We start from the raw sequence: 27,000 nt of genomic DNA on the forward strand, positions 1-27,000 counted from the left end.
GGCATGCAAGCGAAACAAACGCTCGTTGCATTTCTCGAAGAATTGAAACAGGACCGCTCGTTCATGGAGCGGATTACGTATATGAAAACGATGGAAGCGACAGCTGGGCGGTATGTCGATTTTCCAGAACGACTACCGGAGCGTTTACGACAAGCTCTTCGAACACGTGGGATCACGCAATTGTACCGTCACCAAGGGTTAGCGTTTGAACGTGTACAAGCGGGAGAGTCGACGGTCATCGTCACACCGACTGCCTCCGGAAAGACCTATTGTTTTAACTTACCGGTCTTATCGCACCTGCTCGAGCATCCGAACGCGCGGGCATTATATCTCTATCCGACAAAAGCCCTCGCACAGGATCAAAACAGTGAATTACTTGAATTGATCGATCAATTAGAGGCGCCGATCCGATGTTTTACCTATGACGGAGATACGTCACCGACGATTCGAACAAAAGTACGAAAAGCTGGTAATATCGTCATCACGAATCCGGATATGCTACATTCCGGCATCCTACCACACCATACGAAATGGATCGAACTGTTCGAGAACTTGAAGTATATCGTCATTGATGAATTACACACATATCGTGGTGTGTTTGGTAGCCATGTCGCCAATGTCATTCGTCGCCTGCGACGGATTTGTCGGTATTATGGTAGTGATCCCGTCTTCATCATGACGAGTGCGACGATCGCCAATCCGCAGGAACTAGCAGAACGACTGACAGAAAAAACAGTCGGTTTGATTGATGATAACGGTGCGCCAACAGGACGTAAACATTTTCTCGTCTATCAACCACCCATCGTCAACGCACAACTCGGCATTCGACGTTCAGCGACGCTTGAGACGAAACAACTGGCGATGCGCTTCATCAAGAAAAAGTTCCAAACGATCGTCTTTGCACGGTCACGCGTTCGCGTTGAAGTCTTACTGACGTATCTACGAAGCATCTATCCTCATGAACTCGGTCCTCGATCCATCGAAGGGTACCGGGGCGGTTATTTGCCGAGTGAGCGACGGGATATCGAACGACGGTTGCGTCAAGGAGAAATCACCGGTATCGTCTCGACGAATGCCCTTGAACTTGGTGTCGACATCGGTCAACTGCAAGTCTGTATCATGAATGGTTATCCGGGAACGATTGCTTCGCTCTGGCAACAGGCAGGGCGTGCGGGACGTCGACAAGATGATGCACTAATCATTCTCGTCGCTTCTTCCGGTATGCTCGATCAATATGTCGCAGAACGACCAGAGTTATTCTTGAATCAATCCCCGGAAGCAGCCCGACTTGATCCGGATAATCTGATCATTGCCGTCGATCACGTCAAATGTGCAGCGTTTGAACTGCCTTTTACGAAAGGAGAATCATTTGGGACTCTCGAGACGGAAGATATCCTCGAATACTTAGTCGAAGAGCGTGTCCTGCACGAACGTGGCGATCGATTTTATTGGATGAACGATGCGTTTCCGGCTCATGGAATATCGCTTCGGTCGAGTGATCAAGAGAACGTCATCATCGTCGATCAGACCGAGGTACCGAATCGAGTCATCGGTGAAATGGATACGTTTAGTGCGATGACATTGTTACATGACGAGGCCATTTATCTTCACGGAGCCGATCAATACCAAGTTGAGCATTTGGATTTTGAAGAGAAAAAAGCGTTCGTCCGTGCCGTGGACGTTGATTATTATACGGATGCTAATTTTTCAGTCGACCTTTCCGTGCTCGAAGAAGATGAACAGTATGCAGAGGGAGAATATAGTGTTGCGCGCGGAGATGTCAGCGTCCGCGGAATGGCAACGATGTTTAAGAAGATTAAGTTCGGTACGCATGAGAACATCGGCTCTGGTCCGATTCACTTACCGGAACGAGAAATTCATACGACAGGTGTTTGGTTCACTTTACCCGATCACGCACGCTCTTCGACAGAGCTCGAACAAGTGTTAGAAGGGGTCGCGAATAGTCTCAGACGTGTCGCACCGCTTTATTTGATGTGTGATGCCAGTGATGTCTTCGTCGTGCCGCAAGTCAAGGCGACACACACGCAACAGCCAACTGTTTATCTATATGATCGTTATCCAGGGGGTGTCGGTCTCGCGGAGTCGATTTATAAGCAACGCGGTGTCATGTTGCGTGCCGCCCGTGATTCGATCGTCACATGCCCGTGTCAGGACGGTTGTCCTGCCTGTATCGGTATGGTTGGCGTAGCAGACGAGAAAGAACGAACGATTCAGTTGTTAGCAGAAATGGAGAAGGAACTATCATGAAAAATCGTCTTAGACGTATGCTGAAATCTACATCAGACGCCGCAACGGAGGATCAAGTGTCTTCCGCTCCTGAAGTGGAGACGCTGAAAACACCAATCGGGTGGACTGACGAACAGCAAGCCTGGATTGATCGTGGGGCCGATATCTTGACGTTCGAAGAAGAGTGGATCGTCAGGATCGACAAGCGATATGCATTAACAGATCGACATGGAGACCGAAGCTTTGCTGAAGTGTATGAGTCCTTACAATTGCCGCATCCGCCGCTTGCGTTAGATGTCCCGCTCGAGCAGGTCATTTTCTTTGATACAGAGACGACAGGATTACGAGGAACCGGAACGACGATCTTTTTACTCGGGTTCGCGCGCTTTGAGCAGGGCGGATTGCTGATGCGACAATATTTCTTACCGCATCCGCACTTTGAAGCTGCCTTTTACCATCACTTCCTGCACGATATCGGAGATGATGTCCGCTTTGTGACCTATAACGGGAAAAGTTTTGATTGGCCGCAAATCAAGACACGTCATGTCTTCGTTCGGGAACGTGTTCCGCGTTTGCCGAAAGTCGGTCATCTCGATTTACTTCATGTCGCGCGACGAATCTTTAAAGGAATGTATGATTCCTATCGATTGACAGCGATGGAAGAGCGAATCGGATTTGAACGGGAAGGGGATTTACCTGGATTTTTGGCGCCGATGCATTACTTTCAGTACGTCGAACACCAGCATCCGGATATCATGACAGGGGTCTTGCAACATCATCTGGATGACTGTCTGACGCTTGTCGGACTGTATGATGCGTGCAATCGACTCGTCACACATCGAGCAGAGGCGCCTTCTCCGATTCAAGAAAATATCGCGATTTGGCTGGCAGATCTCGGAATTCATGAAGGATCACACGCTCATTTTCAGCAAGTCAAAGAACTATCAGCAGAAGGATGGTTGCGCCAAGGATATTTGCATAAAAAAATGAAGAACCATGAACAAGCTCGGGATTGTTTCTTGAAGAGCGACAGTTATTTAGGGTACGTTGAGCTTGCGAAGTGGGCAGAGCACATTGCAAAAGATCCAGTGCTTGCTTATGATTATACGGAACGAGCACGACAACACGTCGAGCGACATCATTGGTTGATTACTAAAAAAGAACGAATCTTGGCAGAGCTGGATCATCGAGGACGTCGGTTGAAAAGGAAGTGTGACGCGTGAAAGTTGTCGCCATCACAGGATACAAACCCAATGAACTAGGTATCTTTGATCAAAAACACCCTGGTATCCGGGTCTTAAAGGCAGCATATCGTGAGCGAATGATTCGCTTAATTGAGGATCGAGGCACAGAGTGGTTTATCACGAATGCCTCACCGGGTTGCGAAATCTGGGCATGCGAGGTCGTGCTTGAATTAAAGGAAGAGTATCCCCATATTCGTCTCGGTATTCTTTTGCCGTTCTTGGAACAGGAAGCACGCTGGAAAGAGACAGTTCAAGCGCAGTACCTTTCCATTCTTGAACAAGCTGACTTCGTCGAAGCAATCAGCCAGAAACCGTATACGGATCCATCGCAGTTACGTAATAAAACCGAGTTCATGATTCAAAAAAGCCAAGGATTATTGTCGGTTTTTGATGAAGAACATGGAGGATCAGCGAAATTTTTAGTAGAGCGTGCTAGAATAGAAATGGAACAATCCGATTATCAGTTGTTTTTAATTACACAAGATGATTTATCTTGGCTCGAACAAGAATTACAATACAATGATCAGTGGGAGTGAAGAGGATGTATAAGCCATTGTTGACAGCGGACGATATTTACAAAAAGGAATTCAAAACCGGCCTCCGTGGCTATGTCATCGAAGATGTCGATGGATATTTGGATCAAATCATTAAAGATTATGAAGGATTCGAACGTGAGATCGAACGTCTGAAGAAAGAGAACGAGGCGTTAAAACAAGCACCAGCACAACCGGTAAAACGTGAAGAGCGCCGCGTCGAGCAAGCGGAGCCACAAGTATCAAGTTCATCGAACTATGACATGTTACGTCGTATTTCAAATCTAGAGAAGGCTGTTTTCGGACGTCCGCACCAAGATTGACGCATCAAAAAAGACATTTCTGTCAGATCAGAAGTGTCTTTTTTGATTTCCTTCTTTTTGAAAGAATCGTCATCTGAATGAAAACGGTGTTAAGATAACTAATAATACATACTACAAAGGATGATGAACCATGTTACAAGTCATGACTGCTTCTGTTCCTCAACCACCGCGCCGTCGTTTTTTTGCAAGCAAACAAGTGAGTCCGACGACGAGTGAAACGGATGCACTCTGTAATGAAATCCGTCATGTTTGTCGTTTTGATTGGATGTTGTTTGATCGGATTCGTCTTTCTGACACGATAGTCATTCCTTTTGCGCTAATCGGACCAAAAGGATTGTTCCTCGTGTTACAAAACGATGCGGTCGTAGAATGGATGACGGAGGAATCTTGTCATGTCACGGATGCTGAGCATGGAAGAAAAGTGTTTGCACCTCATCCCATCCATCGGTCGAAACAAATCGTTCAAGCGGTTCGAAAAACGCTAAAAGAACAAGGGATCATCATTCCGATTCATGGCATTACACTTTTTCCGAATGCACCACAGATGCGGACGGAACGAATTAAATTCCCGACGGGGCACAGCTTTAAAGATGTGCGGGCGTTCATCGTCTCTAAGAAATCCTCCCCTGTTCAAGAGCAAGAACGAAAACAAGTTGCGTTTTATCTCGCGCAACAACAGGAATGAACAAAGGCAGTGAAGCGCTCGCTTCACTGCCTTTTCGTTTGAATTCATCGTCTTGGTCGAGACGCAAGAATGTCTTCAGCTTGATCCAAGTCTTCTTTCAAGACATACACCGCTACGCGATCATCCAAGTCTTTACTGAAACGTCGGAATAAAAACGAAGTTTTGACGCCGCGTTCGACTCGAATCTCTAAGTCAGCTGCTTCGAGTCGCGCAGCGTCCTTTAATAAATCTTCTCCTTTTTCACCAAATGCTTCCCCGATCAGTGACCATCGAAGGTTTTCCTTCGTTCGTCTGCTGACGATGACGAGAAATGCAATGACCAAAAGAATGATTAAAACCGTTCGAACTAGCTGTATATCCATCTTTGCCTTCACCTCACCTACTATCATACCGAGTTAACGCGCATAAAGTAAACGTTCAACATAGCGGGAGAACGATTTACTTTTCAAACCTTGTTGGCGATACGCGATATAACCGTCAGGGCGAATTAAATATAATCCAGATTGCTTGATGCCAAAGCGTCGTGCCAGTTCACCGCCTTGATCGACGACACCATCCTCTTTAAGGGATTGATGGATCGGTACTGTCTCAAATAGATCGGGATAAGTATAGGCGAGTTCCTTGAATGGCTCAAGAAGATCATCGGTTGCATTTTTTGGTAAGAACAGTAGTAATAAGAAATTCCGATCGGCACGACGTAACAATAGTTCGTTCTTTTTCGTCCGCGGGTGAACGACTTCACTGTAAGGCATCGGTTCGCCTGGTTTTGGTGTCAATGGACTAAAGTGTCCTTGTGTGACGAAAGTCGAACTCGCTGGGTAGTGGCTGTTGAGCTGTGCAATTCGGTTCGTCACGAAATGATGTAAGGGTGCGATCTTTAGACTATTTCGAATGACTTTTTCCTGCAAGGGCAATAAAAAAGGAATATTGATTTGCAAAAGTTCCGTCGCAAGATTGGTTGATCGTAAGATCCCTTGTGCCGCTTCTCGACGTTCGACGCTGTAAGAATCAAGTAATGGAAAACTCGCCTTGAACTGATGGACACACCATAGTTTCCAAGCGAGGTTCATCGCATCAGCAATTCCGGTATTCATTCCTTGACCACCGACGGGTGAATTGATGTGTGCCGCGTCCCCGATCAAATAAATCCGGTGGTGACCGAATTTCTCGATGATCCGATTATGGACACGAAACATCGAATACCAATGGACTTTTTTGAGCTCAAACGGTACTTTTGCTCGATTTTGTAAAAAGTCATCAATCGCTTTATGGTCGGTCGGAACAGGTCCGCTCGTTAGATTGCCGGTAATCCGGAACAAGTTCGACTGGAGAGGGAACGACTCGATAACGCCATGATCAGAGAAAAAGATATGAACTTCCTCAGAAGAGAGCGGCCAGTCGACCTCGATGTCAGCCAGTGCCCACGATTCTTTGAACGACTTCCCGCTGAACGGAAGCCCGAGTTCACGACGGACGAAACTGTTTGCACCATCTGCTCCGATGATGAAGGAAGCGTCGACCGTCTCTGTTTCTCCTTTATGTTGTAAGGATGCTGTAACGAAAGTTGGAAATTGAGCAAACCCTGTTAATTCTGTTTCGCGCTCGACTACGTGTCCATATTGGGCGAGTTGCGCTTCAAGAATCCGTTCCGTCTCACTTTGAGGCAACAGCGTAACGAACGGAAAAGGTGTATTCAAATCCGTAAAATCAAGTTTTGCCTGCCATGCACCATTGACATAGAGGTTTCCTTGATTGATTTTGATTGCATTCTCCATCAAGTCTTCTGCAACACCAAGCCTTGCGAACAACTCCAGAGAACGCGCTTGAATCCCGATCGCTTTTGAGACGACAGATGGTCCGCTTGCACGTTCGACGATGCGAAAGGATAATCCATAGCGTGAGAGTGCGAGTGCGAGTGTTAAACCGGTTGGTCCGGCACCGATAATGAGGACATCTAATTTTTTATTCACGGATAACCCCCCTTAATTTACATCTTAGCCAAAACTCGTTACCATTAAACTATTGATGACACGCTTGACGTGTGAAAGGATGAAACTTGTGAACGAACAACTTTTTACGACAGAACGATTGATTGCGAATTTTAAAGAATATATCCGTCAGAATGAGGCACATCTGACGAAACGACATGCGTTAAACGCCTATTACAAGACGGTAGCAGGATCGATTTTATCGGACCGGATTGCTAAGAATGCGGATCTCATCGTCCGTATGCGCCATCTGGAAGAGGCGTACCAACACGTTGCACAAGAAGGGCGATGAAACAGGTGAACTTAGCCGATATCCGAAAGCATTACGTAGATTCTGAAGAACGTTTACCTCGTCATGCGGCAGCTGTACTCGTTCCGTTAGTTGAACAGAATGGCGAAGTCTATTTGTTATTTCAAGTACGAGCTAAGACATTACGTTCGCAACCAGGTGAAATCGCTTTTCCAGGTGGTCGGATCGATGGCGGTGAATTACCGAAAGCAGCGGCTGTCCGCGAAACGGTTGAAGAATTAAATGTCAGTGCTTCTGAAATCGAAGTGATTGGAACGCTTGAACCACTCGTGACACCGAACCGGTCGATCATTTATCCGTATCTTGGTATTCTCCATGCGACAGACTTTAATCCTTCGCCGGCTGAAGTCGATCATGTGTTTCTTGTGTCATTAACGGAATTGATGACTTCAAAGCCGATTAAAGGAGATATGGAGTGGCGGATTCGCCCTGGTAAGGAAGTGCCGACCGAACGAATGGCGAATCGAGAAGCCTATCTGGATCGTACGTATACAGTCACGGAGCATTTTTATGAGCACGGGGACTATCTGATTTGGGGACTAACTGCTAAAATCTTGCGCCAGTTCTTAGCTCAATTGACGCGTGACTAGCTTTTTCGGTCGTTATTTTATATGATTAACTGTAATTGAACGTGTCAGGAGATGAGTAAAATGGAAGAAACAGAAGAGTTATTCGATTATATCGTTGGCGATATGGTAAAAACGAAAGAAGGCTGGGTGGCGGAAGTAACGGCAGTATTGACAAATACGGTCGTTGGTGATGTATCCCACACGAAAAACTTTGAGGCACTCGGCTTAGAGTTTGAAAAACAAGTTTTATTAAAGTCAGAGATTGAATTGCTAGAGCGCAAAACAAAATAATACATGAAAGCACACCACATAATTGGTTTGCTCAGACTTAAGACAAAGCGTAATTTTTCTCTTAACGAGAAAGATTGCGCTTTTTTGTTCATCTCGAATCGTTTTCCTGGAACAAGCATTGCGCCGCTTCACTTCATTGCAGGGTCGCTCCTGCTTGTTTTCCCCTAGGAAGCGATTTCGATTGAACAAAACGCTTCTCGCCTCTTTCTTTCGGTATAAAAAAGTATAAACGAAGAAGGAGAAAGACTTCCCATAATGGGTAAAAGAGATCACCATCATCGATTAAAACATACCACCATCATATTGGAACAACTGGTTCCGCAGGACCATCTTGTTTGCAAACTCAGCACACCACATAATTGGTGTGTTTTTTTATGTTCATCCAGCGGACTGAATAATAATGAAATCCTACATTCTTTTGATTTTTGAAGAATTGGACAAAATGACTGAAAACATCGAAAAGATACATTTATTACAAAAGAGTAACAAAGATTAATTCGTAACAGAACGGTTACAAAATATAAAAACGTTGATACACAACGATTGAGAGCGTTTTTTGTAAGCGTGTAACCATTTCGTTACTTTTTGACAGATATATTTCAATTCATAGTGTTCGCTTTTCAAACTATTTGTCACCGTGATACGTTGTGCGGGTCGTAAAACGGCGAGAAAGGTTGGCATCAACATGAAACGAACATCATTCCTTTTATCCCTTTGTTTAGCGGGATTCATATTTATTCTTTTGCCGCATCACGAAGCGTCGGCAGCACAAATCGGGATCGGTACGGAGAAGACGATCGTACAAAATCCATTAGAGATGAAACGTCAAGCTGCTCAAGAAAAGCGTGAACAAGCAGAGGCGAAAAAACAAGCGCGTCTAAAAGCCTTGGCTAAGCAAAAAGCAGAAGCAGAGCAAAAAGCAAAAGCAGCACAAGAAGCCAAAAAGGAAGCACGACAGGTAAAGAAACAAAGTCGAACGCAAGCAAACGCTGACCGTTCCACAAAACGTACGGAAACATTTGAGACGACAGCGTATACGACGAATCCAGAAAACAATGGAAGCCGTTTGTATAATGGTCGCGCCTTAACGGCATCGGGTTATGACGTCACGAATACGATTACATACGAAGGACGTCGCATCGTTGCTGTCGATCCATCGGTCGTACCGCTTGGAACTAAGGTACATGTAGAAGGTTTCGGCGATGCGATTGCGCTCGATACAGGTGGTGCGATTCGCGGGAAAATCATGGATCTTCTTGTCGGTTCAAAACAAGAAGCTTTAGAATGGGGTCGCCGTCAAGTCACGGTGACGTTCGAATAAGAGAAGTTTACGGTTAGGCGGTGGAAAGTTTCCATCGTCTTTTTGTTTTGATGAAGAATAAAATATCGATCTGTTCGATGATGGATTTAGAAAACAGGGGAAAGAGTAGACGGAATAGGTTTTAGAATGTCCAAGAAAGGGGAATTTTACAAAGATAATAAACCGGGAAACGAGGGATGGTTCGTGATTGAATTCAAGGATGTCGGCAAAACGTATGCAGACGGAACAAAGGCAGTGCAACACGTGAATTTTACGGTTGAACAAGGCGAGATTTTTTGTTTGATCGGTCCTTCAGGGTGCGGTAAAACAACGACGATGAAAATGGTCAATCGATTGATTGATCATACGGAAGGACAAATTTGGATCGATGGTGAACCGATCATGTCGATCAATGAGCATGAACTTCGACGGCGAATTGGCTATGTCTTACAACAGATCGCTCTCTTTCCACACATGACGATTGAGGAAAACGTCAGCGTCGTGCCTGAGTTATTGAAGTGGAAAAAGGAGAAAGTAGTACAACGAGTCGATGAATTATTTCGGTTGACTGGGTTAAACACATCACTTAAGAAAAAATATCCAAGTGAACTCTCTGGTGGACAGCAACAACGTGTCGGTGTCATGCGGGCACTCGCAGCAGAACAAGACGTCATCTTGATGGACGAACCATTTTCTGCTCTTGATCCCATTTCACGTGAGCAATTACAAAATGATTTGTTGCATCTAAACGAAGAGCTTGGTAAAACAATTTTATTTGTCACGCACGATATGAACGAAGCGTTGAAACTAGGCAGTCGCATCTGTCTGATGAACGCTGGAGAGATCGCTTTCATCGGTACGAAGGAAGAGGTACTAGCCAGTAACGATCCATTCGTTCAAGAGTTCATGCGTCAAGTCAGGGGGAGTGTCGAATGAATGGATTGATCGAAACGTATCAAGACCGGAAGACTGAATTGCTTCAAGCGCTAATCGAGCATATTCAATTATCGGTCATCTCCTTGCTCATTGCCTGTGTAATCGCTATTCCGCTTGGGATTTACTTATCACGTAACAAACGTCTGAGTGAGTGGTCGATTGGTGTAACCTCTGTCATCCAGACGATTCCATCACTCGCGTTACTCGGTCTGATGATACCACTTGTCGGGATCGGTACAGTCCCGTCCATTATTGCACTTGTCTTATATTCCTTATTACCAATCGTTCGTAATACCTACACGGGTCTTGCCGAAGTCGATCCTTCGATCAAGGAAGCAGCACGAGCGTGTGGGATGACCCCGATGCAAAGTCTTTGGAAAGTCGAACTCCCGTTGGCTTTGCCTGTCATGATGGCTGGGATTCGAACAGCAATGGTACTGATCATTGGTACAGCAACGATTGCTGCCTTGATTGGTGCTGGGGGATTAGGCTCGATCATTCTCCTCGGGATTGACCGCAATGATAACTATCTATTATTGCTGGGTGCGATTCCAGCAGCACTCCTCGCACTTTTATTTGATGGATTGTTACGTCAAACGGAAGTAGCGACACGTAAACGACAAACAGCACGTCTCGTGACGGCAGTCGTCTTGATGGTCGCGATCGTCGCCGCACCATTTGCGTTCGGGCGTAGTGAACGACCAGATCTCGTCGTCGCCGGAAAACTAGGTGTAGAACCGGAAATTTTAATGAATATGTATAAGATTGTCATCGAAGATGAAACGGATTTGACGGTACAAGTCAAACCAAACTTCGGGAAGACGACGTTTGTCTACAAGGCACTCGAGTCAGGAGATATCGATGCGTATCCAGAGTTCACAGGAACGGTGCTCGCTAGTTTGACGAATGAAAAACCGAAGTCGAATGATGCAAAAGAAGTGTACGAACAAGCAAAAGCCGGTCTTGAAAAACAAGATTTAGCCTTGCTACCACCGATGAACTATAACAATACCTATGCTGTAGCTGTTCCAAAGAAATTAGCAGAACGCTACGATTTGAAGACGATCTCTGATTTAAAACAGGTCGCGAATCAGTTGACGGCTGGATTCACGTTAGAATTTAAGGATCGACAGGATGGGTATAAAGGGATTCAAGATAAATATGATGTCAATTTCCAGAAGGTCGTCACGATGGAGCCGAAATTGCGTTATAAAGCAATCGAATCAGGGGAAATCGATGTCATTGATGCCTATTCGACAGATCCGGAGATTGCGAAATACGACATGGTCGTCTTAAAAGATGATCAGCAACTATTCCCTCCATACGAAGGAGCTCCTCTTCTGCGACAAGAGACGATCGAGGAGTATCCAGAAGTAAAACAAGCACTTGAGCAATTGTCAGGTAAAATTTCAGATGAAGAGATGTCAAAAATGAATGAAGCTGTCGCATACGGCGGGAAGACGGCGAATGAGGTCGCTCGTGATTACCTGAAGAAGGAAGGCGTCATTCAATGAAACTTTTACTGATCAGTAACCCGACAGCTGGGACAAACGGCACGGGGTTACTTGGAGAAGTCATCGAACCATTAAGTATATTATTCGATGAAATCGTCATCAAGAATACGAAGCAAGCTGGAGATGCGATGCAATTTGCGGAAGATTCGTCCGCATTTGATGCGGTCGTCGTCATCGGCGGAGATGGGACGGTTTTCGAGACAATCAACGGGGTCGCAAAACTGGATGATCGCCCGATACTTGGCATCATTCCTGGAGGGACCTGTAACGACTTCGCTCGAACGCTTGGTTTACCGATGGCTCCTCGGCTTGCTGCGGAAGCAATCGCGATGCAACACGTTGTTCAGGTCGATCTCGGACAAGTCGAAAATAGCTATTTCTTGAATTTCCTTGGTGTCGGTCTTGTCGCAGAGGCATCGATTGGCATCGATACAGAAGAAAAAGCGCGTCTCGGGAAGATGGGATATTATCTATCGACGATTCGCTCAAGTCTAGAAGCACAACCCTTCGAATATGAACTGATTTTAGATGAAGGTCGTCACATGACCGGCGAAGCAGTTCTCATTCTGGCGGCAAACGGAGAATCACTCGGTGGAATCGAGACGAACTTATCAGATGGAGCCTATAATGACGGGAAACTTGATTTAGTGATCGTCGATGAAGTAAACTTGACAACCATTCGAGATGTGATTCTTCAAAAAATTGGTCTTGCCAATGATCCTTCCTTTACACATATCTTGACGAGTGGTTTTCAGCTGAAAACAAAAGATGCAAAAGTCATTGATACAGATGGTGAGAAAGCCATCCATACGCCGGTTACAGTTAAAGTGTTGCCGGAGTACCTGCGCATGTATGGAGGCACACAATAATAAAGTACGAATGAAGAGAAGGTCGTCATAAAAAACGACCTTCTTTTTTATATTTCAGTACATATATGCGGTTATGCTTTGACGCTTTAAAGAAAATATTTGATAAAGGATGACTTTCACAGATTCTTTCTGTACAATGAAAAAGTATTTTGAAAAGGAGGTGGAGCACCATGAAAGGAAACGCATGGGCTTCAAAAGTTGGATTTATTTTAGCAGCAGCGGGATCCGCCATTGGTCTGGGGGCCATCTGGAAATTCCCGTACACGACTGGAACGAACGGAGGAGGCGCGTTTTTACTCTTGTTCCTCGTGTTTACCTTATTACTTGGACTGCCCGTTTTAATTGCCGAGTTTTTAATCGGTCGTACGAGTGGAAAAACAGCACTTCAAGCGTTCTCGGCACTTGGTCATAAGAAGTTCACATTCATTGGTGTACTTGGTGTCATCGCCTGTTTCTTGTTGCTCTCTTTCTACAGCGTCATCGGAGGATGGGTCTTGATTTATACCATTCTTGGTTTCACAGGTCGCCTGACGACGATGGACAGTGGTGCGCTTGGTGAATTGTTCGGAACGATTTCCGCCTCACCGTTATATGTCATTTCAGGGCAATTGATTTTCCTCGCTTTGACATGTTGGATCGTCTTACGTGGTGTTCAATCCGGTATTGAAAAAATGAGTAAAATCATGATGCCATTATTATTCGTGTGCTTCATCATCCTTGTCGTTCGATCATTGACACTTGATGGTGCAATGGAAGGTGTTAAATTCTTCATACAGCCTGATTTTTCGGTCCTCAACCGAACTTCTGTCCTGAGTGCGCTTGGCCAAGCGTTCTTCTCCTTATCGCTCGGTGTATCGGCGATGCTGACGTATGCTTCCTACATGAAGGAACGTGGCGAGATTAATCGTTCCGCCGCATGGATCGTCGCGATGAATGTCGCGGTCTCATTATTAGCTGGATTCGCGATTTTCCCAGCTGTTTTTGCTTCGGGTCTTGACCCTGCAGAAGGACCGGCATTGCTTTTCATCGTATTGCCGACTGTTTTCAGTCAGATCCAGTTTGGCTCGTTGTTCTTGACACTGTTCTTCCTTCTATTTGCTTTCGCATCGATCACTTCATCGATCGCTATGCTTGAGGTCGTTGTTGCTTCATTAACGGATCGTAAGGAAAATGCGACATCGCGTGATAAAAAGCGGACGACATGGCTTGCGACACTTGCGATTGCGATCGTCGGAATTCCGTCCGCACTCTCGTTCGGTATGTTGAGTGATGCTCAATTCATGGGGAAAACGTTCTTTGACAGCGTTGATTTCCTTGTCTCGAATATTTTAATGCCGATTGGTGCTTTACTGATTTCGATTTTTGCTGGGTACAAGCTCGATCGTACTCTTGTCGAACAGGAACTCGTGACGAGTCCATTCATGAAAAAAATCGTACCTGTGTGGCGTGTGAGTGTTTGTTACTTGAGTCCGATCGCGATTTTGATCATCCTTGTATGGCCATTATTCGGATAATTGATCACTTTTTTAGGGTAGTCGACAATTTTGTCGACTACCTTATTTGTTGTCAAAAGAATCATGCGAAAGAAAGAACGGATAGTTCATTCTTCGGTCTGATGCGATATTTTTAAAAGTATGTTGAAATATAAATACACGAGGCGTAACATTTCGGAAAAACGGGAAACTTTTTGTTAGACGTTACGTAATGTTAAAATAAAGACACGTAAACCTGATAGAAGAATCAGTACGAAGGAAGAGGGGATGACATGAAGTCTTCATGGTGGATATTTGGTTCCATCGGTATGATGTTCGTATTTCTACAATTGGCCGATACGTTCAACTTCTCGGGAATCTTCATCGCTCTTGGTTTGTGGTTCATTTGGAGCGGTTATCGAACAAAACCAGGTCGACGATATCGGACAGAACGGAAATCGACCGAAATTAAGCGAAAAAATGTGAAAAAGAAATTACTACTTGATGACGAAGACGAGTTCGTCGGAAGTGTCATTTTAAAACCGGAACGAGCGACACGCCGATTTGAAGAGACGGATGATTTAGAACTTCAAGTATTGCAACGGACGATCGAAGAAGGATTCACAAAAATCCAGACGTACGATCAAATTGTTCCCTCCATTCGAGATGGTGAAATCAGAAGTGAGATGCGAATCGTTTCGCGTGAAGCACATGTCTTGTTCGAAGAGTTATATGAAAGTCCGCGCGACGTCAAAAAAGTTCGGGACTTCTTTACGTTCTACCTGGATTCCTTATTGTCAATTTCAGAAAAATATGCCGATTTGGAACGCCGTGGTGCTCAAGTTCAATTGGATACGAAAAATCAATTGATTTCGAACTTGAAAATGATCGGACAAAAATTAAAGCAACAACAAACCTTGTTGCTTGAAGGGGATACCGTTGATTTAGAACGGGAACTCTTGACGATTGAAAAGGTGTTGACGCAAGAGACTGAACAACGAAAACAGGAGGAGAGTTACCGACATGACCCATTCTGATAAAGATACATGGCAACAATGGCCTGATGAGCAAGATCAACCGACGATTTCTGATCCGTCGGTCGATCTGAATGTAGCAGAGACACCACCGAAAATGCCTGTGCAACCAGTAGAAGAGATGATTCCTTCAGATGTTCCGTCAGAACAACGACAAAAGATTGAACGTCTACTGCAGGTGATTGATCTTCAAAAAACGGATGCCGTCATGCAATTCGGGGCGCCCGTCCAGCGTGAACTATCCCAATTCTCTGATCAAGTCTTAAGTGAAGTGAAGATGAAGGACGGCGGGGAAGCAGGAAAATTGCTGAGTGACTTAATGCAACGTGTCCGCCAAATGGACCCAGATACACTCCAAGAAAAAAAGAGCTTCTGGTCGAACGTACCGGTCATTGGTCGGGCGAAGAAAAAAGCGGAGACGTACTTCTTACAATACGAGAAGATGAGTGCGTATCTAGAAGAAGTCGTACACAATCTTGATCGATCAAAATTTGGATTGATGAAGGACATCACGTTACTCGATCAAATGTATCAAAAGAACAAGCGCTATTTTGAAGAATTAAACGTCTATATTGCGGCTGGTGAGACGAAAATCGCTCACGTTCGCCAACATGAAATCGAACCGTTACGAACAGAAGTTGAAGTATCGCGGGATCAAACGAAGTTACAGGAATTGAATGACTTGATTCAATTGACGGATCGTTTTGAAAAGAAAATCCATGATTTAAAATTATCCCGAACGATTAGCTTGCAGATGGCACCGCAAATTCGTGTCATTCAACAAAATAACCAAATTCTAGCGGAAAAAATTGAATCAGCAGTCGTCAATACGATTCCACTTTGGAAGAACCAAGTTGTCCTATCTTTGAGTCTGTCGCGTCAAAAAGCAGCGCTTGAAATGCAGAAGGATGTCACCAATACGACGAACCAGTTACTTGAGCAAAATTCGAAGTTGCTGAAGGAATCGTCGATTGAAATTGCGGAAGAAAACGAAAAAGGTATCGTATCCGTTGAATCGTTAAAAGTGGCGCACCAAAACTTGATCGAGACACTGGATGAGACATTACGCATCCAACAAGAAGGAAAACAAAAGCGCCGCGACGCAGAGCATGAACTAGAGCGAATGGAGAATGAATTGAAACAAAAAGTCATCGAAGTCGCCTCAAAAAGCAGAGAATTACCGAATCGACCATACTAAGGAACACGACATTTCGTGTTCCTTTCCTTCATGAAAGGAGAGTTTGAATGAATAATGAAGAGAAGCAGTTGAAATGGGATACGACATGGTTATTATTCGCACGGATGATGGCAGACCGTCATTCAAAATGTGCCTCAAAATCCGTTGCCTGTGTCATCGTCAAAGATGAAAAGCCGATTTCAATCGGAATAAACGGAACACCTAGTCAGCATGTGAATTGCAACGAAATTTACTTAAAGCAAGATGGTATTCTCTATACATCGCGTCCTGACCACCCGATTGTTGAAGAATTGATTGAACGAAACGGGATTCTCTTTTATCGGTGCGAAAATCAGGAAGAACACCATGAATGGTCGAAGCAACATGAGATTCATGCTGAAATCAACGCGCTCGGTAAGCTAGCAGCTGATTCGACGAGCGCTCGTCATGCAACAGCTTATGTCACACATAGTCCGTGTCATGCGTGTAGTTTAGCGCTCATCGCTTCTAAAATCGATCGTGTCGTTTATTCGACAGGTTATGAATATGGGGACGGATTGAATCTCATGCGACAAAGTGGAATCGAAGTCATCCACTTGCCACTCGCAAACGAATATTTTCTTGAAAAAATTTAACGAAAAAGGGTTGTAAACGCTTCCATTGCATTGTATGATGAAATCAAGCATTGCCATGGTAATTATTCACTCTTCCATTCGGACTGATTTTCAATCGAAAATCGGTCCACTTTTTTTTAGAAAAGAATTGACAGACCTTGAATAGTTTGGCATGATGACTATAGAATATGACGAAGCGGAACGCCGCATTTTCATACAAAACCAATCAAGGAGCTGGAATGCCAGGTCGTTGAATGAAAAATCCTGACTCACATGAGTCAGGATTTTTTTTATGGATGAACAAGTGTCGCTTCCTTGAGGCGTTTAGCACGGATTGCACATTTTGTGGCGACCGCACCTGAAAGGATCGTCATGAATCGCTGACAGAGGATGTCTGGTTGCGATTGATGTAAGAATAGTTGATGTAATAGTCGGTTGAATGCGGCGTCTAGCGAAGACAAGTGCCGTTTGATTGCAGTGGGAGACATATCTTGAATTTCTTCTGCTTGATAGCCGGCATCACTTTGGAAAGCAGAGAGGATGAGAAGCTCTGTTTGCGCATCAGCCAACGTTAGCCCTTGTTCTTGGACATAATGACAAGCTTCACGCAATTCATGAATCAACAAATGTTCCAAAGCATATGACGTATGCATTTGATATGGATCGTACAACTGGACAGCTTGCCGAATTTGATCGCGGGTCACGATTTCGGATACCGTCCATTGATCGAGTGTGCCAACAGCTTCACTGTATAGTTGAGTAAGTGGTCGAATCATCGTTTCTCCTCCTTAAGCATAAAATGGACTTCCAGTTTCATCATAATTCATTTAGAAAACGCTTACAATATCTGTTTACTAGTAGTCGTGATGAAATCGTGTCTGCTATGATATGAGTGAAGAAAAAGGAGTGAGATGACGTGATTCAATTATTCAAAGCACTTCCGGAAGTGACGATGCCTTCTTATGAAAATGATACTTTTTCCATCCATCAATCGAATCAACCGATTGGACTTTCGATAGAGACGCTTGTTTCGGGTGAACGAATCGAAGAAGTTTTACTCGTTGCCTCGGGTGAAATCCGCACAGGTCAAACCGGACGAGAATGGCTGCAGTTCATGTTCAATTCGCCCGCTGGATCTTGTAAGGGGAAACAGTGGATCAATCAAGGAACGGCAGAAGAAGGACTTCGTCCATATCTCGAAACACGAATCGTTCGGGTCGAGGCAAAGGTAGAGGAATATCCGCCGCAATCCGGAAACAAGTCATTGACCGTTCAGCGCGTCACTCCGATTCATGACGCCTCACCGACGCAGTTCCTACCACAATTACCAGCAGATGAATCGCTTGAAACGTATCGTGATCAGTTGCTTGGACTAGTCGGTCAACTTGATTCTCCTTACCAAGAAATCGCGCTCTCGATTCTGCGACAGTACTGGGCGGATTTTTCAACACGACCGGCTGCGCTGTTTCATCACCATGCCTATATCGGTGGTTTGCTGAAACATACTGCTTGTATGATGACGATTGGTCGAGGAATTTGTGATAGTGAACAACCATACTTGATGCTACTCAAATGTATTCAAGAAGCAGAAGCCGATCATAAAAATGAACTCTTCCAAGCAGCTGAACGAGAGATACGTCAATTTTCTTGGGATGACAGTTTTGATGCCCTCTATCAAGCGGCAAAAGGGATTGCTCTGTTAGATCAACGACCGAATCCGAATGAGTTGTTGCTCGGTATTTTATTGCACGACATCGGAAAGCTATGGGAGTATACGCATGCGGGTGCATCGACAGATCGTTTTTCAAGACTGTTGCACGTAACAGAAGAAGAGGAAGAACTGGCAGGTATTGCGCTTGATCCGGACGGTGTATTGATGGGTCATATGCCATATGGTTGTTTTGTTCTCGAACAAGCACTTCGAGAAGAAGATATCCGATTACCGCGTGCTGTTTATCACCGTCTCATGCATATGGTATTATCACACCATGGTAAACGCGAGTGGGGATCAAGTGTTACGCCGCAAACGACAGATGCTTGGTATCTTCATGCGATTGATCTACTCGATGCACGAAAAGAAAAATGGCGTCAGCAACAAGGACGCTAAGGAGTGAAATCATGCAAGACAAAATACGTACGACCGTCATTACTGGTTTTTTAGGTGCCGGTAAAACTACGCTACTCAATCATCTCGTTTCTCAACCGACAGAAAAGTTTGCCTTGCTCGTCAATGAAGTAGGTTCTGTTCATATTGATGAAGCATTGATTGAACGAAGTGACGAAGAGATGATCGAATTGACGAATGGCTGCATTTGTTGTTCGATTCGCGGTGATTTACGGGATGCGTTGCTACGGATCGCAAAACGCCGTCGAGATGGGGAGTTATCGTTTGATCGATTATTGATTGAGACGACAGGCGTTGCTGATCCAGGGCCGATTCTACAGACATTCTACTTTGAGCCGGCTGTTGAACAGTCCTATCAGATTTCAAGTGTCGTTACGGTCATCGATGCGTATCACTTGGAACGTCAACTGACGTTCCAAGAAAATGTGAAACAAATCGGCTTTGCTGACGTCCTGATCTTGAATAAAATGGATTTGATTGACGAGTCAAAGCGCGAAACGTTGTCCGCTTTACTTCGCGAACGAAATCCTTCTGCAGCTATCATTGAAACGGAACAGGCTCAACTTGAATCGGACCGACTGTTTGAAACGTTCCATTTTCCAAAAGAAGAGCAAGTACGACTCAGTCAACAAACGGATCAGATTCATCAATCGGTTGAGGATTTCACGGCATTGACGATTGTCGAGGAACGACCCTTGAACCGAAATCGATTTGGAATGGTCCTACGTGAGGTGTTAGAAGCGTATGCGGAAGATCTCTATCGCTATAAAGGAATCATTCATTTTGCAGATACGGATCGAAAGGTCATTTTACAAGGTACTGGCATGATTTATGGCACAGCAATCAGAGAACCATTTAGCGAACAACCAAAGACGACGCTCGTCTTCATTGGGAAAGGGCTAGATGAACAAGCGATACGAAAAGGAATCGAGGCGGCAATTGAACATGGTTGAACTTTATTTTGACGGTACGGTCCGTCCTTCAAATGATGAAGCGGCGGTTGGGCTTTTCAGTAAAAATTCCGAGGGCGAAGTCACGGAAAAAATGTATCAAATTCAAGCGATCAATAATCATGAAGCAGAATTTATTGCTTTTGCGAAAGCCGTCGAATGGGCGCACGAACTGATTGCACAAGGCGAGAGCGTCATTTCGTTTCGGACGGATTCAGAAGCCGTTGCACTCGCGGTCGAACGCGAATTCGTCAAGAACAAACGAACGCAGACGATTTTTGATCCTGCCTTTGCACGTTATCAACTCTTACCACTCGCTTTCGTGAAGTGGATTCCACGGTCGGAGAACAAAGCAGATCGTGTCGCACGAGAGGCGTTACGATTATACGAAGCATGATTGACGACAAACACCCCTATCCTCACGGTAGGGGTGTTTGTTCATGTTCGATGCGCTCGATCAGAATTTGGTCGACGCGTCGTCCGTCTAAATCAACGACTTCAAACCGGTACGGTCCAATTTCGACAGTACTCCCACGGGAGGGGACATCACCTAACGTATATAGAATCAAACCAGCAACCGTATGATAGGCGTTCAACTGTTCACCGGGTAAGTCTTCTGTATAACCGAGCGTCCGCTTTAAATCATCGATGTGCAATAGACCATCCGCTAGGAAGGAGCCATCCTTTCGCATGACGAGTTCCGGTTCTTCCTCAACGCTTGAAATTTCGCCAACGAATGCTTCGAGGATGTCAAATAAGGTGATCATGCCGAGGAAACCACCGTATTCATCAAGAACAAAGGCGATTGATACCGTCTCTTTGCGCATCCGTTCAAGCAAAACGGTTGCTTTTAATTGACGGGGAACGATCAGTGGTGATTGAATCAGTCGTTCAAGTTCTTGAACAGGTCGTTCCGTTGATAGCACCTCTTTCGCATCGATGAAACCGACGAAGTGATCCAAGTCACCATGACCAACCGGTAAGTTTCGATGTCGCGCTTGCCGGAGCTCTTGTAAGATCGTATCGGAGTCATCCGCTAAGTCAATCCATTCGGTAACGGTACGCGGCTCCATCAGTTCGTAAGCGTACAAATCATGAAAATCAAACACACGAGAGACTTGCTCCGCTTCAGACCGATTGAAGGTTCCCTCTTGCGTACCACGAATCAGTAATTGCCGGACTTCGTCTTCCGTCTCGTCTTCTGTTTGCAGGCGATCCAGACCAATCAAACGGAAGATGGAACTCGTCGACTTACTTAGAACCCAAATGAATGGTCGAAGCACAATCGAGAAAAAACGCATCGGTGGGGCAAGCCACATCGTGACCCGTTCTGGACTGACAAGGGCGACACGCTTAGGAACGAGTTCACCGATGACGAGTGAAATATAGGTGATGATCGTTACGACTAGAATATAGCCGATCGTACTGGCATAAGGGGCGAGCCACGCGAATTGAGCAAGCCACTTGATGACCGGTCCTGAGAGAGCGGCACCACCAAAGGCACCATTGACGATGCCGATTAACGTGATGCCGACTTGAACAGTCGATAACAGATCGGTTGGTCGATCAAGTAACTCTAACGCAACATGGGCTGACTTTTTGCCATCATTCGCTGCTTTCTCTAATTTCGACCGTTTTGAGGAAAGCAAAGCGAGTTCGGTCATCGCAAAAATACCGTTTGCTAGAATCAAAAGCAGTACAATCGTTAAGTTAATCAACCACATGAAATCTTCACTCCTTTTTCGATAATAAACTATTCCCCAAAACTGTCTCTCTCATTCCCATTCTGTCTACTTTTGCGTTAAACTAAAAGAGAAATAATCAAAAGGGGGAATTTGTTTATGGAATACCGTGTAGAACGTGACACGATGGGGGAAATTCGTGTACCAGAAGCGCAGGAATGGGGCGCACAAACACAACGTAGTCTAGAAAACTTTAAAATCGGAACGGAAAAAATGCCGATTGAAGTCATTCGTGCCTTTGCAGTCCTGAAAAAAGGAGCGGCTCTTGCGAATCGCGACTTGGGCGTGCTTGAGGCAGAAAAAGCAGGTGTCATCGCTGAAGTATGTGACGAGATCATCGCGGGGAAATTCGATGATGAGTTTCCGCTTGTCGTTTGGCAAACGGGTTCAGGTACACAGTCAAATATGAACGTCAACGAAGTGATCGCTCGGGTCGCGACACGCAAGTTGAAAGAACAAGGCAGTGAGACGACGATTCATCCGAATGATGACGTCAACAAATCACAAAGTTCAAATGATACATATCCGACAGCGATGCATTTAGCGGCGAAGATAGTCTTGTTGGAATCACTATTCCCAGCAATCGATGCTTTGCATGCGACACTTGACGAAAAAGCGAACGCGTTTGCAGATATCGTCAAGATCGGACGGACACACTTGCAAGATGCTACACCCATCACACTCGGTCAAGAAATCAGCGGTTGGGTCCGGATGCTTGCACTTTCGAAGCAAATGATCGAACGGACGCTTGATCCGTTAACGGAATTAGCAATCGGCGGTACGGCTGTTGGAACGGGCATCAACGCACATCCTGAGTTCGGTGATTTGGCTGCGCAAAAGATGAGTGAAGAAACGGGATATGAATTCACGAGTGCGGAAAACAAATTCCACGCCCTAACAAGCCACGATCAACTCGTCTTTACGCATGGTGCGGTCAAAGCGTTAGCGATGGACGCGATGAAGATCGCAAACGACGTTCGCTGGCTCGCATCAGGTCCACGAGCAGGGATCGGCGAAATCACGATTCCAGAAAATGAGCCGGGAAGCTCAATCATGCCTGGGAAAGTCAATCCGACTCAAAGTGAAGCGTTGACGATGGTCGCTGCGCAAGTCCTTGGAAACGATGCGACGATTGGTTTTGCTGCAAGTCAAGGAAACTTCGAACTAAACGTCTTCAAGCCGGTCATCATGTATAACTTCATACAATCAGTTCGCTTACTGACAGACGCCTTGCATTCGTTCAATGACCACTGTGCGATCGGAATCGAACCAGAACAGTCCGTCATCGCTGAGAACGTCGAACGTTCGTTGATGCTCGTCACTGCACTCAACCCGCACATTGGATATGAGAATGCGGCGAAAATTGCAAAGGCAGCCCATCAATCCGGGTCAACCTTAAAAGAAGCAGCACTTGCGACTGGTCTACTAACAGAAGAACAATATGATCAATGGATCGTACCAGCAGATATGGTCCGTCCGAACTTAAAAGCGTGAGTTGAAAAAGCGGGGGAATTCCCTCGCTTTCTCTTTATCCGAGGACGGTTCTTCGGATGTATGGAAAGAGAGGGGATTGGATGGAACGGAGTCGAAAACGGATAGAAAAACAACTGCAACAGACGATCATCATGGTGGAGACGTTACTTCGGATGCCGACCGTGCCACGGACAGAATTACTCGCATTAGCAAGCTGGCTTGAAGGGCTCGGGAGAGAGGAACTGTTTAAAGGACTTGCCGATCAAGTGAGTCGGGAAAAAGCGACGTGGGAACAAATGAATGCGGTCATCACTCAGCCGATCGTTAAAGAATTACTGCGGCCAATCGTCGATCAGTTGTCTGAACGCTCACGCGCCAATCGGATTCGAAAAGAATTGGTCGTCACTGTGACAAGACGTTTTCTTGAGAATATCAAATGGAAGAAATCGCTCGAACAGGAGCGCTATATGTCACGATTCTTCAGTTCGGTGGAAGACACGTTGTCGATATCACATGATATTGCTATGGATGCTGTCATCATCGACCATGCATCTATCGCGGAATCCTTAGAGTTGACTCAAAAACTGATCAAACAAATGGAGTCAGCATTCGTTCCCGTCATCATCGTAGGTCCGAACCGGTCTGACATTCGTCAAGTCAGCTATGAGATGGGAGCTGATGACTACTGGGATGAGACAGTGACGAATGAAGAACGACATGTTCGTCTAGCGAGACTATTACGAAAATTAAGGGTCGTATCTTCGACGATCTTAGTCGATGAACTGACGGGAGCTTATAACCGGAAATACCTCCAAAGTGCCTATGATCGTCGCGTAGCACGTCTCGAACGTGAACAGCGGACATTTGGGTTAGCGATTTTTGATATCGATCATTTTAAGCGGATCAATGATTTACATGGACATCCAACGGGGGATTTGGTCCTCTCCGAACTAGCTACCGTCGTTCAACAAGCCGCTCGTCTCGATGATGAATTCATTCGTTTCGGTGGTGAGGAATTCATCTTATTGTTTTCAGCAGAAACAGTATCGCAAGCAGTTGTGAGTATGAATAAAATTCGCGAGCGTGTCGAGCGCCATATTTTTGCGAACGGATTAAAAGTAACAGTTTCGATTGGTCTCTCCTTTGCTTTTGATCTCCACACATCCCTGGCGCAAGCAACAGCAGAGGCAGATGAAGCTCTATATCAAGCGAAACGTAATGGTCGTAATCAAGTGGTGTCCTATTCGACAGCGATATCGATCGAAAAAATACCAGTCTATATCCGTGTCGAGGAAGGATTCCTTAAACAGCTACATACGCTTGATATGCCGGATCATCCGAAATACCATATTGAGGTGATTCCGCTAGATGATCAACGGACGTCGCCAATACAATTGGCGATTCTTTCACTCGATCAGTTAGCAAGCGAGAACTTTGTACGATTAGAGGAGTGGAGACAACAACGGGAATCGATCATTGATGCTTTGGTCGTGACAAATCAAGAAGACGATCGTTTAGCCAATGCGCTATCATGCGGTGCGACAGACTATATCATGACCTCACAGATCGATTCTGATATGGAGGAATGGATTGCTGAATGGATCATGCAAATTCCTTAAAAAAACAGCCACATTCGTCCGTCATACGGAGCAATGTGGCTGTTTTTTAGTTACTGATCATATCGACGAATGATGAACGGATAATCGTTTCCCTCGACCGCATCATAATGTGTTTCGGAAGTAATCTGAAATGAAGATGGGATTTCGGGATAATGTACATCTCCAGAAAGAACCGTATCAATTTCAGTGACATACAGGCGGCGAGCAAGAGGAAGCGTTTGAGCAAACAACTCTCCACCACCAATCAAAAAGACTTCTTCTTCTGAATCGACGTATGGTTGTAAAGCAGATAGATCATGCCATACCGTTACACCTTCGGCTGCAAACGTCTGATCGCGCGTAATGACGATGTTCTCTCGACCGGGCAACGGTCGTCCGATGGATTCGAACGTCTTTCGTCCCATGATGATTGGTTTGCCAATCGTTGTACGTTTGAAGTGAGCCAAATCAGCTGGAAGATGCCAAGGCATCGCATTGTCACGACCGATGACATGATTTTTTGTATACGCTACGATATGTGTGATCATACGGCTACCACACCTTTAATGTGAGGATCAGGATCATAGCCTTCAATGATGATGTCTTCGAAGCGGAAGTCTTCGATACGATCGACTGTTCGAGCGAAGCGCAGCGTCGGTAATTTTTTAGGGGTACGCGTCAACTGAAGATTGACTTGTTCCACATGGTTCGAATAGATATGAGCGTCACCGAGCGTATGAACGAAGTCTCCGACTTCAAGTCCACACACATGAGCAATCATATGTGTCAGTAACGCATAAGATGCAATATTGAATGGTACGCCTAAGAAAACATCAGCTGAACGTTGATACAATTGGCATGATAGTTTTCCGTCAGCGACATAAAATTGGAACAAGAGATGACAGGGCGGTAAAGCCATCTCATCGACTTGTCCAGGATTCCAAGCACTGACGATCAAACGACGAGAATCCGGATTCGTCTTGATCTGTTCAATGACTTGTGCCAGCTGATCGACCGTCGTGCCATCTGGACGTGGAAAAGAGCGCCATTGTGCTCCGTAAACAGGACCTAGATCTCCGTTCTCATCTGCCCATTCGTTCCAAATCCGCACACCATTTTCCTGTAGATAACGAATATTCGTATCACCCGAGATGAACCAAATCAACTCATGGATGATCGACTTCATATGTAACTTTTTCGTCGTAATGAGAGGAAAGCCATCTTGAAGGGAGAAGCGCATTTGGTGACCAAACACGCTGAGCGTCCCCGTTCCCGTCCGGTCTTCCTTTTTTGTTCCGTGTTCCAAAATGTGTTCGCAAAGTGCATGATATTGTTCCATCGGATGACAGCTCCTTTTCAAAAAATCCAAATTTCATTGTACCATAAATTAAGATTTTGAGGATGTCGGTAAATGTCTTGCGAATAGATAACGGAATAAGCCAAAGAGCGGAATCACGTCTTGCCACTTTAATGACTGTGCATTCCGAAGACGAATGCGCCGGAGCAAATAGACTTGTAGAATGTAGAATAATAACAAATCGACGGTCATCGTTCGAACGAATTGATTGGTCTCAAAGTAGATGCGGAATATACTCCAATCAGACCGAGCAAGAGCAATCCAAAGCAATAATGTCGTCACGACGCTAAGTAAGGCGACGACGGTCGGAATCCATCCTCGACGACGAAAAGGAAGAAAAGTTTTCCTAGGAATAGCGAGAGCGACATAAGGCATCAACACGAAGGCACCTAAGAAGAAGGATCCAATACTTGCGACGAGCGGTCCGGGTCGCATGAATCGTTTCTCATCTAGAAATAGTAAAAAGAAAGCGAACGGATAAATACCGAGTAAGGCAAATAAACTTAAAGCAGAAGTATCAAATTGACTTTGGTCGAAACGTAAAAACGAAATCAAGAAACCTTCCGGAAAGACACGATTATTTCCAAATAATAAGATGAAGACAATAGCAATCGCCCAGACAAGGAAGAGCAAATATCGACGATACATT

At 45.2% G+C, this 27,000-nt stretch carries 28 protein-coding genes; 21 read left to right on the top strand and 7 right to left on the bottom strand.

From position 1 onward, the window contains the following. The first annotated feature begins 3 nt into the window (after positions 1 to 3). From KNQ18_RS05125 to KNQ18_RS05145, 5 genes are all read left to right on the top strand, one after another. Complete coding sequence (locus tag KNQ18_RS05125; protein ID WP_050677424.1) at positions 4 to 2,268, top strand: DEAD/DEAH box helicase; 2,265 nt, start codon at positions 4 to 6, stop codon at positions 2,266 to 2,268. After that, on the top strand, positions 2,265 to 3,470 hold the full coding sequence (locus tag KNQ18_RS05130; RefSeq protein WP_064299683.1) for a ribonuclease H-like domain-containing protein: 1,206 nt from the start codon (positions 2,265 to 2,267) through the stop codon (positions 3,468 to 3,470). Before KNQ18_RS05125 ends, KNQ18_RS05130 begins: the two co-directional genes overlap by 4 nt. Then, entirely contained in the window at positions 3,467 to 4,027 is a 561-nt protein-coding gene (locus KNQ18_RS05135) for an SLOG family protein (RefSeq protein WP_215083961.1), read from the top strand. Before KNQ18_RS05130 ends, KNQ18_RS05135 begins: the two co-directional genes overlap by 4 nt. Before the next feature lie 5 nt (positions 4,028 to 4,032). Further along, the gene (gene gpsB / locus KNQ18_RS05140) at positions 4,033 to 4,347 is read left to right on the top strand and encodes a cell division regulator GpsB (protein WP_023468607.1); all 315 of its coding nucleotides are present in this window, start codon (positions 4,033 to 4,035) and stop codon (positions 4,345 to 4,347) included. Positions 4,348 to 4,477: 130 nt separating this feature from the next. Then, positions 4,478 to 5,032 (top strand): hypothetical protein, encoded by a 555-nt coding sequence (locus KNQ18_RS05145; protein WP_214770637.1) that lies wholly within the window; start codon positions 4,478 to 4,480, stop codon positions 5,030 to 5,032. Between the two features lie 44 nt (positions 5,033 to 5,076). On the opposite strand, the gene KNQ18_RS05150 is transcribed toward KNQ18_RS05145, so the two are convergent. Continuing rightward, the gene (locus KNQ18_RS05150; RefSeq protein ID WP_023468605.1) at positions 5,077 to 5,394 is read right to left on the bottom strand and encodes a hypothetical protein; all 318 of its coding nucleotides are present in this window, start codon (positions 5,392 to 5,394) and stop codon (positions 5,077 to 5,079) included. 33 nt (positions 5,395 to 5,427) lie between these two features. Continuing rightward, positions 5,428 to 7,002 (bottom strand): FAD-dependent monooxygenase, encoded by a 1,575-nt coding sequence (locus KNQ18_RS05155; protein WP_214805129.1) that lies wholly within the window; start codon positions 7,000 to 7,002, stop codon positions 5,428 to 5,430. A 79-nt stretch (positions 7,003 to 7,081) separates the two neighbouring features. Between KNQ18_RS05155 and yvfG the strand changes: the two genes are divergently transcribed. From yvfG to KNQ18_RS05210, 11 genes are all read left to right on the top strand, one after another. Next, a complete protein-coding gene (gene yvfG / locus KNQ18_RS05160; protein ID WP_217448908.1) occupies positions 7,082 to 7,312 on the top strand; it encodes a protein YvfG in 231 nt (76 codons plus the stop codon). Continuing rightward, complete coding sequence (locus tag KNQ18_RS05165; protein WP_133207477.1) at positions 7,309 to 7,920, top strand: NUDIX hydrolase; 612 nt, start codon at positions 7,309 to 7,311, stop codon at positions 7,918 to 7,920. The genes yvfG and KNQ18_RS05165 overlap by 4 nt, the downstream gene beginning before the upstream one ends. 60 nt (positions 7,921 to 7,980) lie before the next feature. Then, the gene (locus KNQ18_RS05170) at positions 7,981 to 8,190 is read left to right on the top strand and encodes a hypothetical protein (RefSeq protein WP_023468601.1); all 210 of its coding nucleotides are present in this window, start codon (positions 7,981 to 7,983) and stop codon (positions 8,188 to 8,190) included. A gap of 685 nt (positions 8,191 to 8,875) precedes the next feature. Further along, the gene (locus tag KNQ18_RS05175; protein WP_214770634.1) at positions 8,876 to 9,511 is read left to right on the top strand and encodes a 3D domain-containing protein; all 636 of its coding nucleotides are present in this window, start codon (positions 8,876 to 8,878) and stop codon (positions 9,509 to 9,511) included. 183 nt (positions 9,512 to 9,694) lie between these two features. Continuing rightward, positions 9,695 to 10,426 (top strand): ABC transporter ATP-binding protein, encoded by a 732-nt coding sequence (locus tag KNQ18_RS05180; protein ID WP_050677660.1) that lies wholly within the window; start codon positions 9,695 to 9,697, stop codon positions 10,424 to 10,426. Then, positions 10,423 to 11,940 carry an ABC transporter permease/substrate-binding protein gene (locus KNQ18_RS05185; RefSeq protein WP_214723536.1) on the top strand — a complete coding sequence of 506 codons (1,518 nt, stop codon included), beginning with the start codon at positions 10,423 to 10,425 and terminating at the stop codon, positions 11,938 to 11,940. Before KNQ18_RS05180 ends, KNQ18_RS05185 begins: the two co-directional genes overlap by 4 nt. Then, positions 11,937 to 12,809, top strand: coding sequence for a diacylglycerol/lipid kinase family protein (locus KNQ18_RS05190; RefSeq protein WP_149427566.1), 873 nt, complete (start codon positions 11,937 to 11,939; stop codon positions 12,807 to 12,809). The genes KNQ18_RS05185 and KNQ18_RS05190 overlap by 4 nt, the downstream gene beginning before the upstream one ends. A 170-nt stretch (positions 12,810 to 12,979) precedes the next feature. After that, positions 12,980 to 14,323, top strand: coding sequence for a sodium-dependent transporter (locus tag KNQ18_RS05195; RefSeq protein WP_058705457.1), 1,344 nt, complete (start codon positions 12,980 to 12,982; stop codon positions 14,321 to 14,323). Positions 14,324 to 14,574: 251 nt separating this feature from the next. Next, positions 14,575 to 15,318: a 5-bromo-4-chloroindolyl phosphate hydrolysis family protein gene (locus KNQ18_RS05200; protein WP_050677413.1), complete on the top strand. Its 744-nt coding sequence runs from the start codon at positions 14,575 to 14,577 to the stop codon at positions 15,316 to 15,318. Then, positions 15,305 to 16,513 carry a toxic anion resistance protein gene (locus KNQ18_RS05205; protein ID WP_149427564.1) on the top strand — a complete coding sequence of 403 codons (1,209 nt, stop codon included), beginning with the start codon at positions 15,305 to 15,307 and terminating at the stop codon, positions 16,511 to 16,513. Before KNQ18_RS05200 ends, KNQ18_RS05205 begins: the two co-directional genes overlap by 14 nt. 47 nt (positions 16,514 to 16,560) lie before the next feature. Then, positions 16,561 to 17,127 (top strand): deoxycytidylate deaminase, encoded by a 567-nt coding sequence (locus tag KNQ18_RS05210; RefSeq protein WP_064299687.1) that lies wholly within the window; start codon positions 16,561 to 16,563, stop codon positions 17,125 to 17,127. 269 nt (positions 17,128 to 17,396) lie between these two features. Here the strand turns inward: KNQ18_RS05210 and KNQ18_RS05215 are convergent, their stop codons facing one another. After that, positions 17,397 to 17,882, bottom strand: coding sequence for a hypothetical protein (locus tag KNQ18_RS05215; RefSeq protein ID WP_064299688.1), 486 nt, complete (start codon positions 17,880 to 17,882; stop codon positions 17,397 to 17,399). Between the two features lie 140 nt (positions 17,883 to 18,022). Here KNQ18_RS05215 and KNQ18_RS17465 point away from each other — a divergent pair, with 140 nt between their 5' ends. The 3 genes from KNQ18_RS17465 to KNQ18_RS05230 are packed head-to-tail and all read left to right on the top strand — an operon-like array spanning position 18,023 to position 20,578. Continuing rightward, on the top strand, positions 18,023 to 19,213 hold the full coding sequence (locus tag KNQ18_RS17465; RefSeq protein WP_215083963.1) for an HD domain-containing protein: 1,191 nt from the start codon (positions 18,023 to 18,025) through the stop codon (positions 19,211 to 19,213). An 11-nt stretch (positions 19,214 to 19,224) separates the two neighbouring features. After that, the gene (locus KNQ18_RS05225) at positions 19,225 to 20,184 is read left to right on the top strand and encodes a CobW family GTP-binding protein (RefSeq protein WP_023468590.1); all 960 of its coding nucleotides are present in this window, start codon (positions 19,225 to 19,227) and stop codon (positions 20,182 to 20,184) included. Further along, positions 20,177 to 20,578: a reverse transcriptase-like protein gene (locus KNQ18_RS05230; protein ID WP_064299690.1), complete on the top strand. Its 402-nt coding sequence runs from the start codon at positions 20,177 to 20,179 to the stop codon at positions 20,576 to 20,578. The genes KNQ18_RS05225 and KNQ18_RS05230 overlap by 8 nt, the downstream gene beginning before the upstream one ends. Before the next feature lie 22 nt (positions 20,579 to 20,600). On the opposite strand, the gene KNQ18_RS05235 is transcribed toward KNQ18_RS05230, so the two are convergent. Further along, positions 20,601 to 21,905: a hemolysin family protein gene (locus KNQ18_RS05235; RefSeq protein WP_055968472.1), complete on the bottom strand. Its 1,305-nt coding sequence runs from the start codon at positions 21,903 to 21,905 to the stop codon at positions 20,601 to 20,603. Between the two features lie 117 nt (positions 21,906 to 22,022). On the opposite strand from KNQ18_RS05235, the gene fumC reads away from it, so the two are divergent. Together fumC and KNQ18_RS05245 are read left to right on the top strand one after the other, a co-directional pair. After that, the gene (fumC, locus tag KNQ18_RS05240) at positions 22,023 to 23,417 is read left to right on the top strand and encodes a class II fumarate hydratase (protein ID WP_215083965.1); all 1,395 of its coding nucleotides are present in this window, start codon (positions 22,023 to 22,025) and stop codon (positions 23,415 to 23,417) included. Positions 23,418 to 23,497: 80 nt separating this feature from the next. Continuing rightward, positions 23,498 to 25,015: a GGDEF domain-containing protein gene (locus KNQ18_RS05245; protein ID WP_215083968.1), complete on the top strand. Its 1,518-nt coding sequence runs from the start codon at positions 23,498 to 23,500 to the stop codon at positions 25,013 to 25,015. 50 nt (positions 25,016 to 25,065) lie between these two features. On the opposite strand, the gene KNQ18_RS05250 is transcribed toward KNQ18_RS05245, so the two are convergent. From KNQ18_RS05250 to KNQ18_RS05260, 3 genes are read right to left on the bottom strand one after another with little or no spacing between them, the layout of a single operon-like run. Continuing rightward, positions 25,066 to 25,542 carry a dihydrofolate reductase gene (locus KNQ18_RS05250; RefSeq protein ID WP_064299692.1) on the bottom strand — a complete coding sequence of 159 codons (477 nt, stop codon included), beginning with the start codon at positions 25,540 to 25,542 and terminating at the stop codon, positions 25,066 to 25,068. After that, entirely contained in the window at positions 25,539 to 26,333 is a 795-nt protein-coding gene (locus tag KNQ18_RS05255; RefSeq protein WP_029341960.1) for a thymidylate synthase, read from the bottom strand. Before KNQ18_RS05255 ends, KNQ18_RS05250 begins: the two co-directional genes overlap by 4 nt. Before the next feature lie 48 nt (positions 26,334 to 26,381). After that, positions 26,382 to 26,999 carry a hypothetical protein gene (locus KNQ18_RS05260; RefSeq protein ID WP_047395521.1) on the bottom strand — a complete coding sequence of 206 codons (618 nt, stop codon included), beginning with the start codon at positions 26,997 to 26,999 and terminating at the stop codon, positions 26,382 to 26,384. Between the last annotated feature and the right edge of the window lies 1 nt (position 27,000).

Origin of the sequence: Exiguobacterium sp. s78, from assembly GCF_018618985.1 — a bacterium.
In the GTDB taxonomy this organism is placed as follows: domain Bacteria; phylum Bacillota; class Bacilli; order Exiguobacteriales; family Exiguobacteriaceae; genus Exiguobacterium_A; species Exiguobacterium_A abrahamii.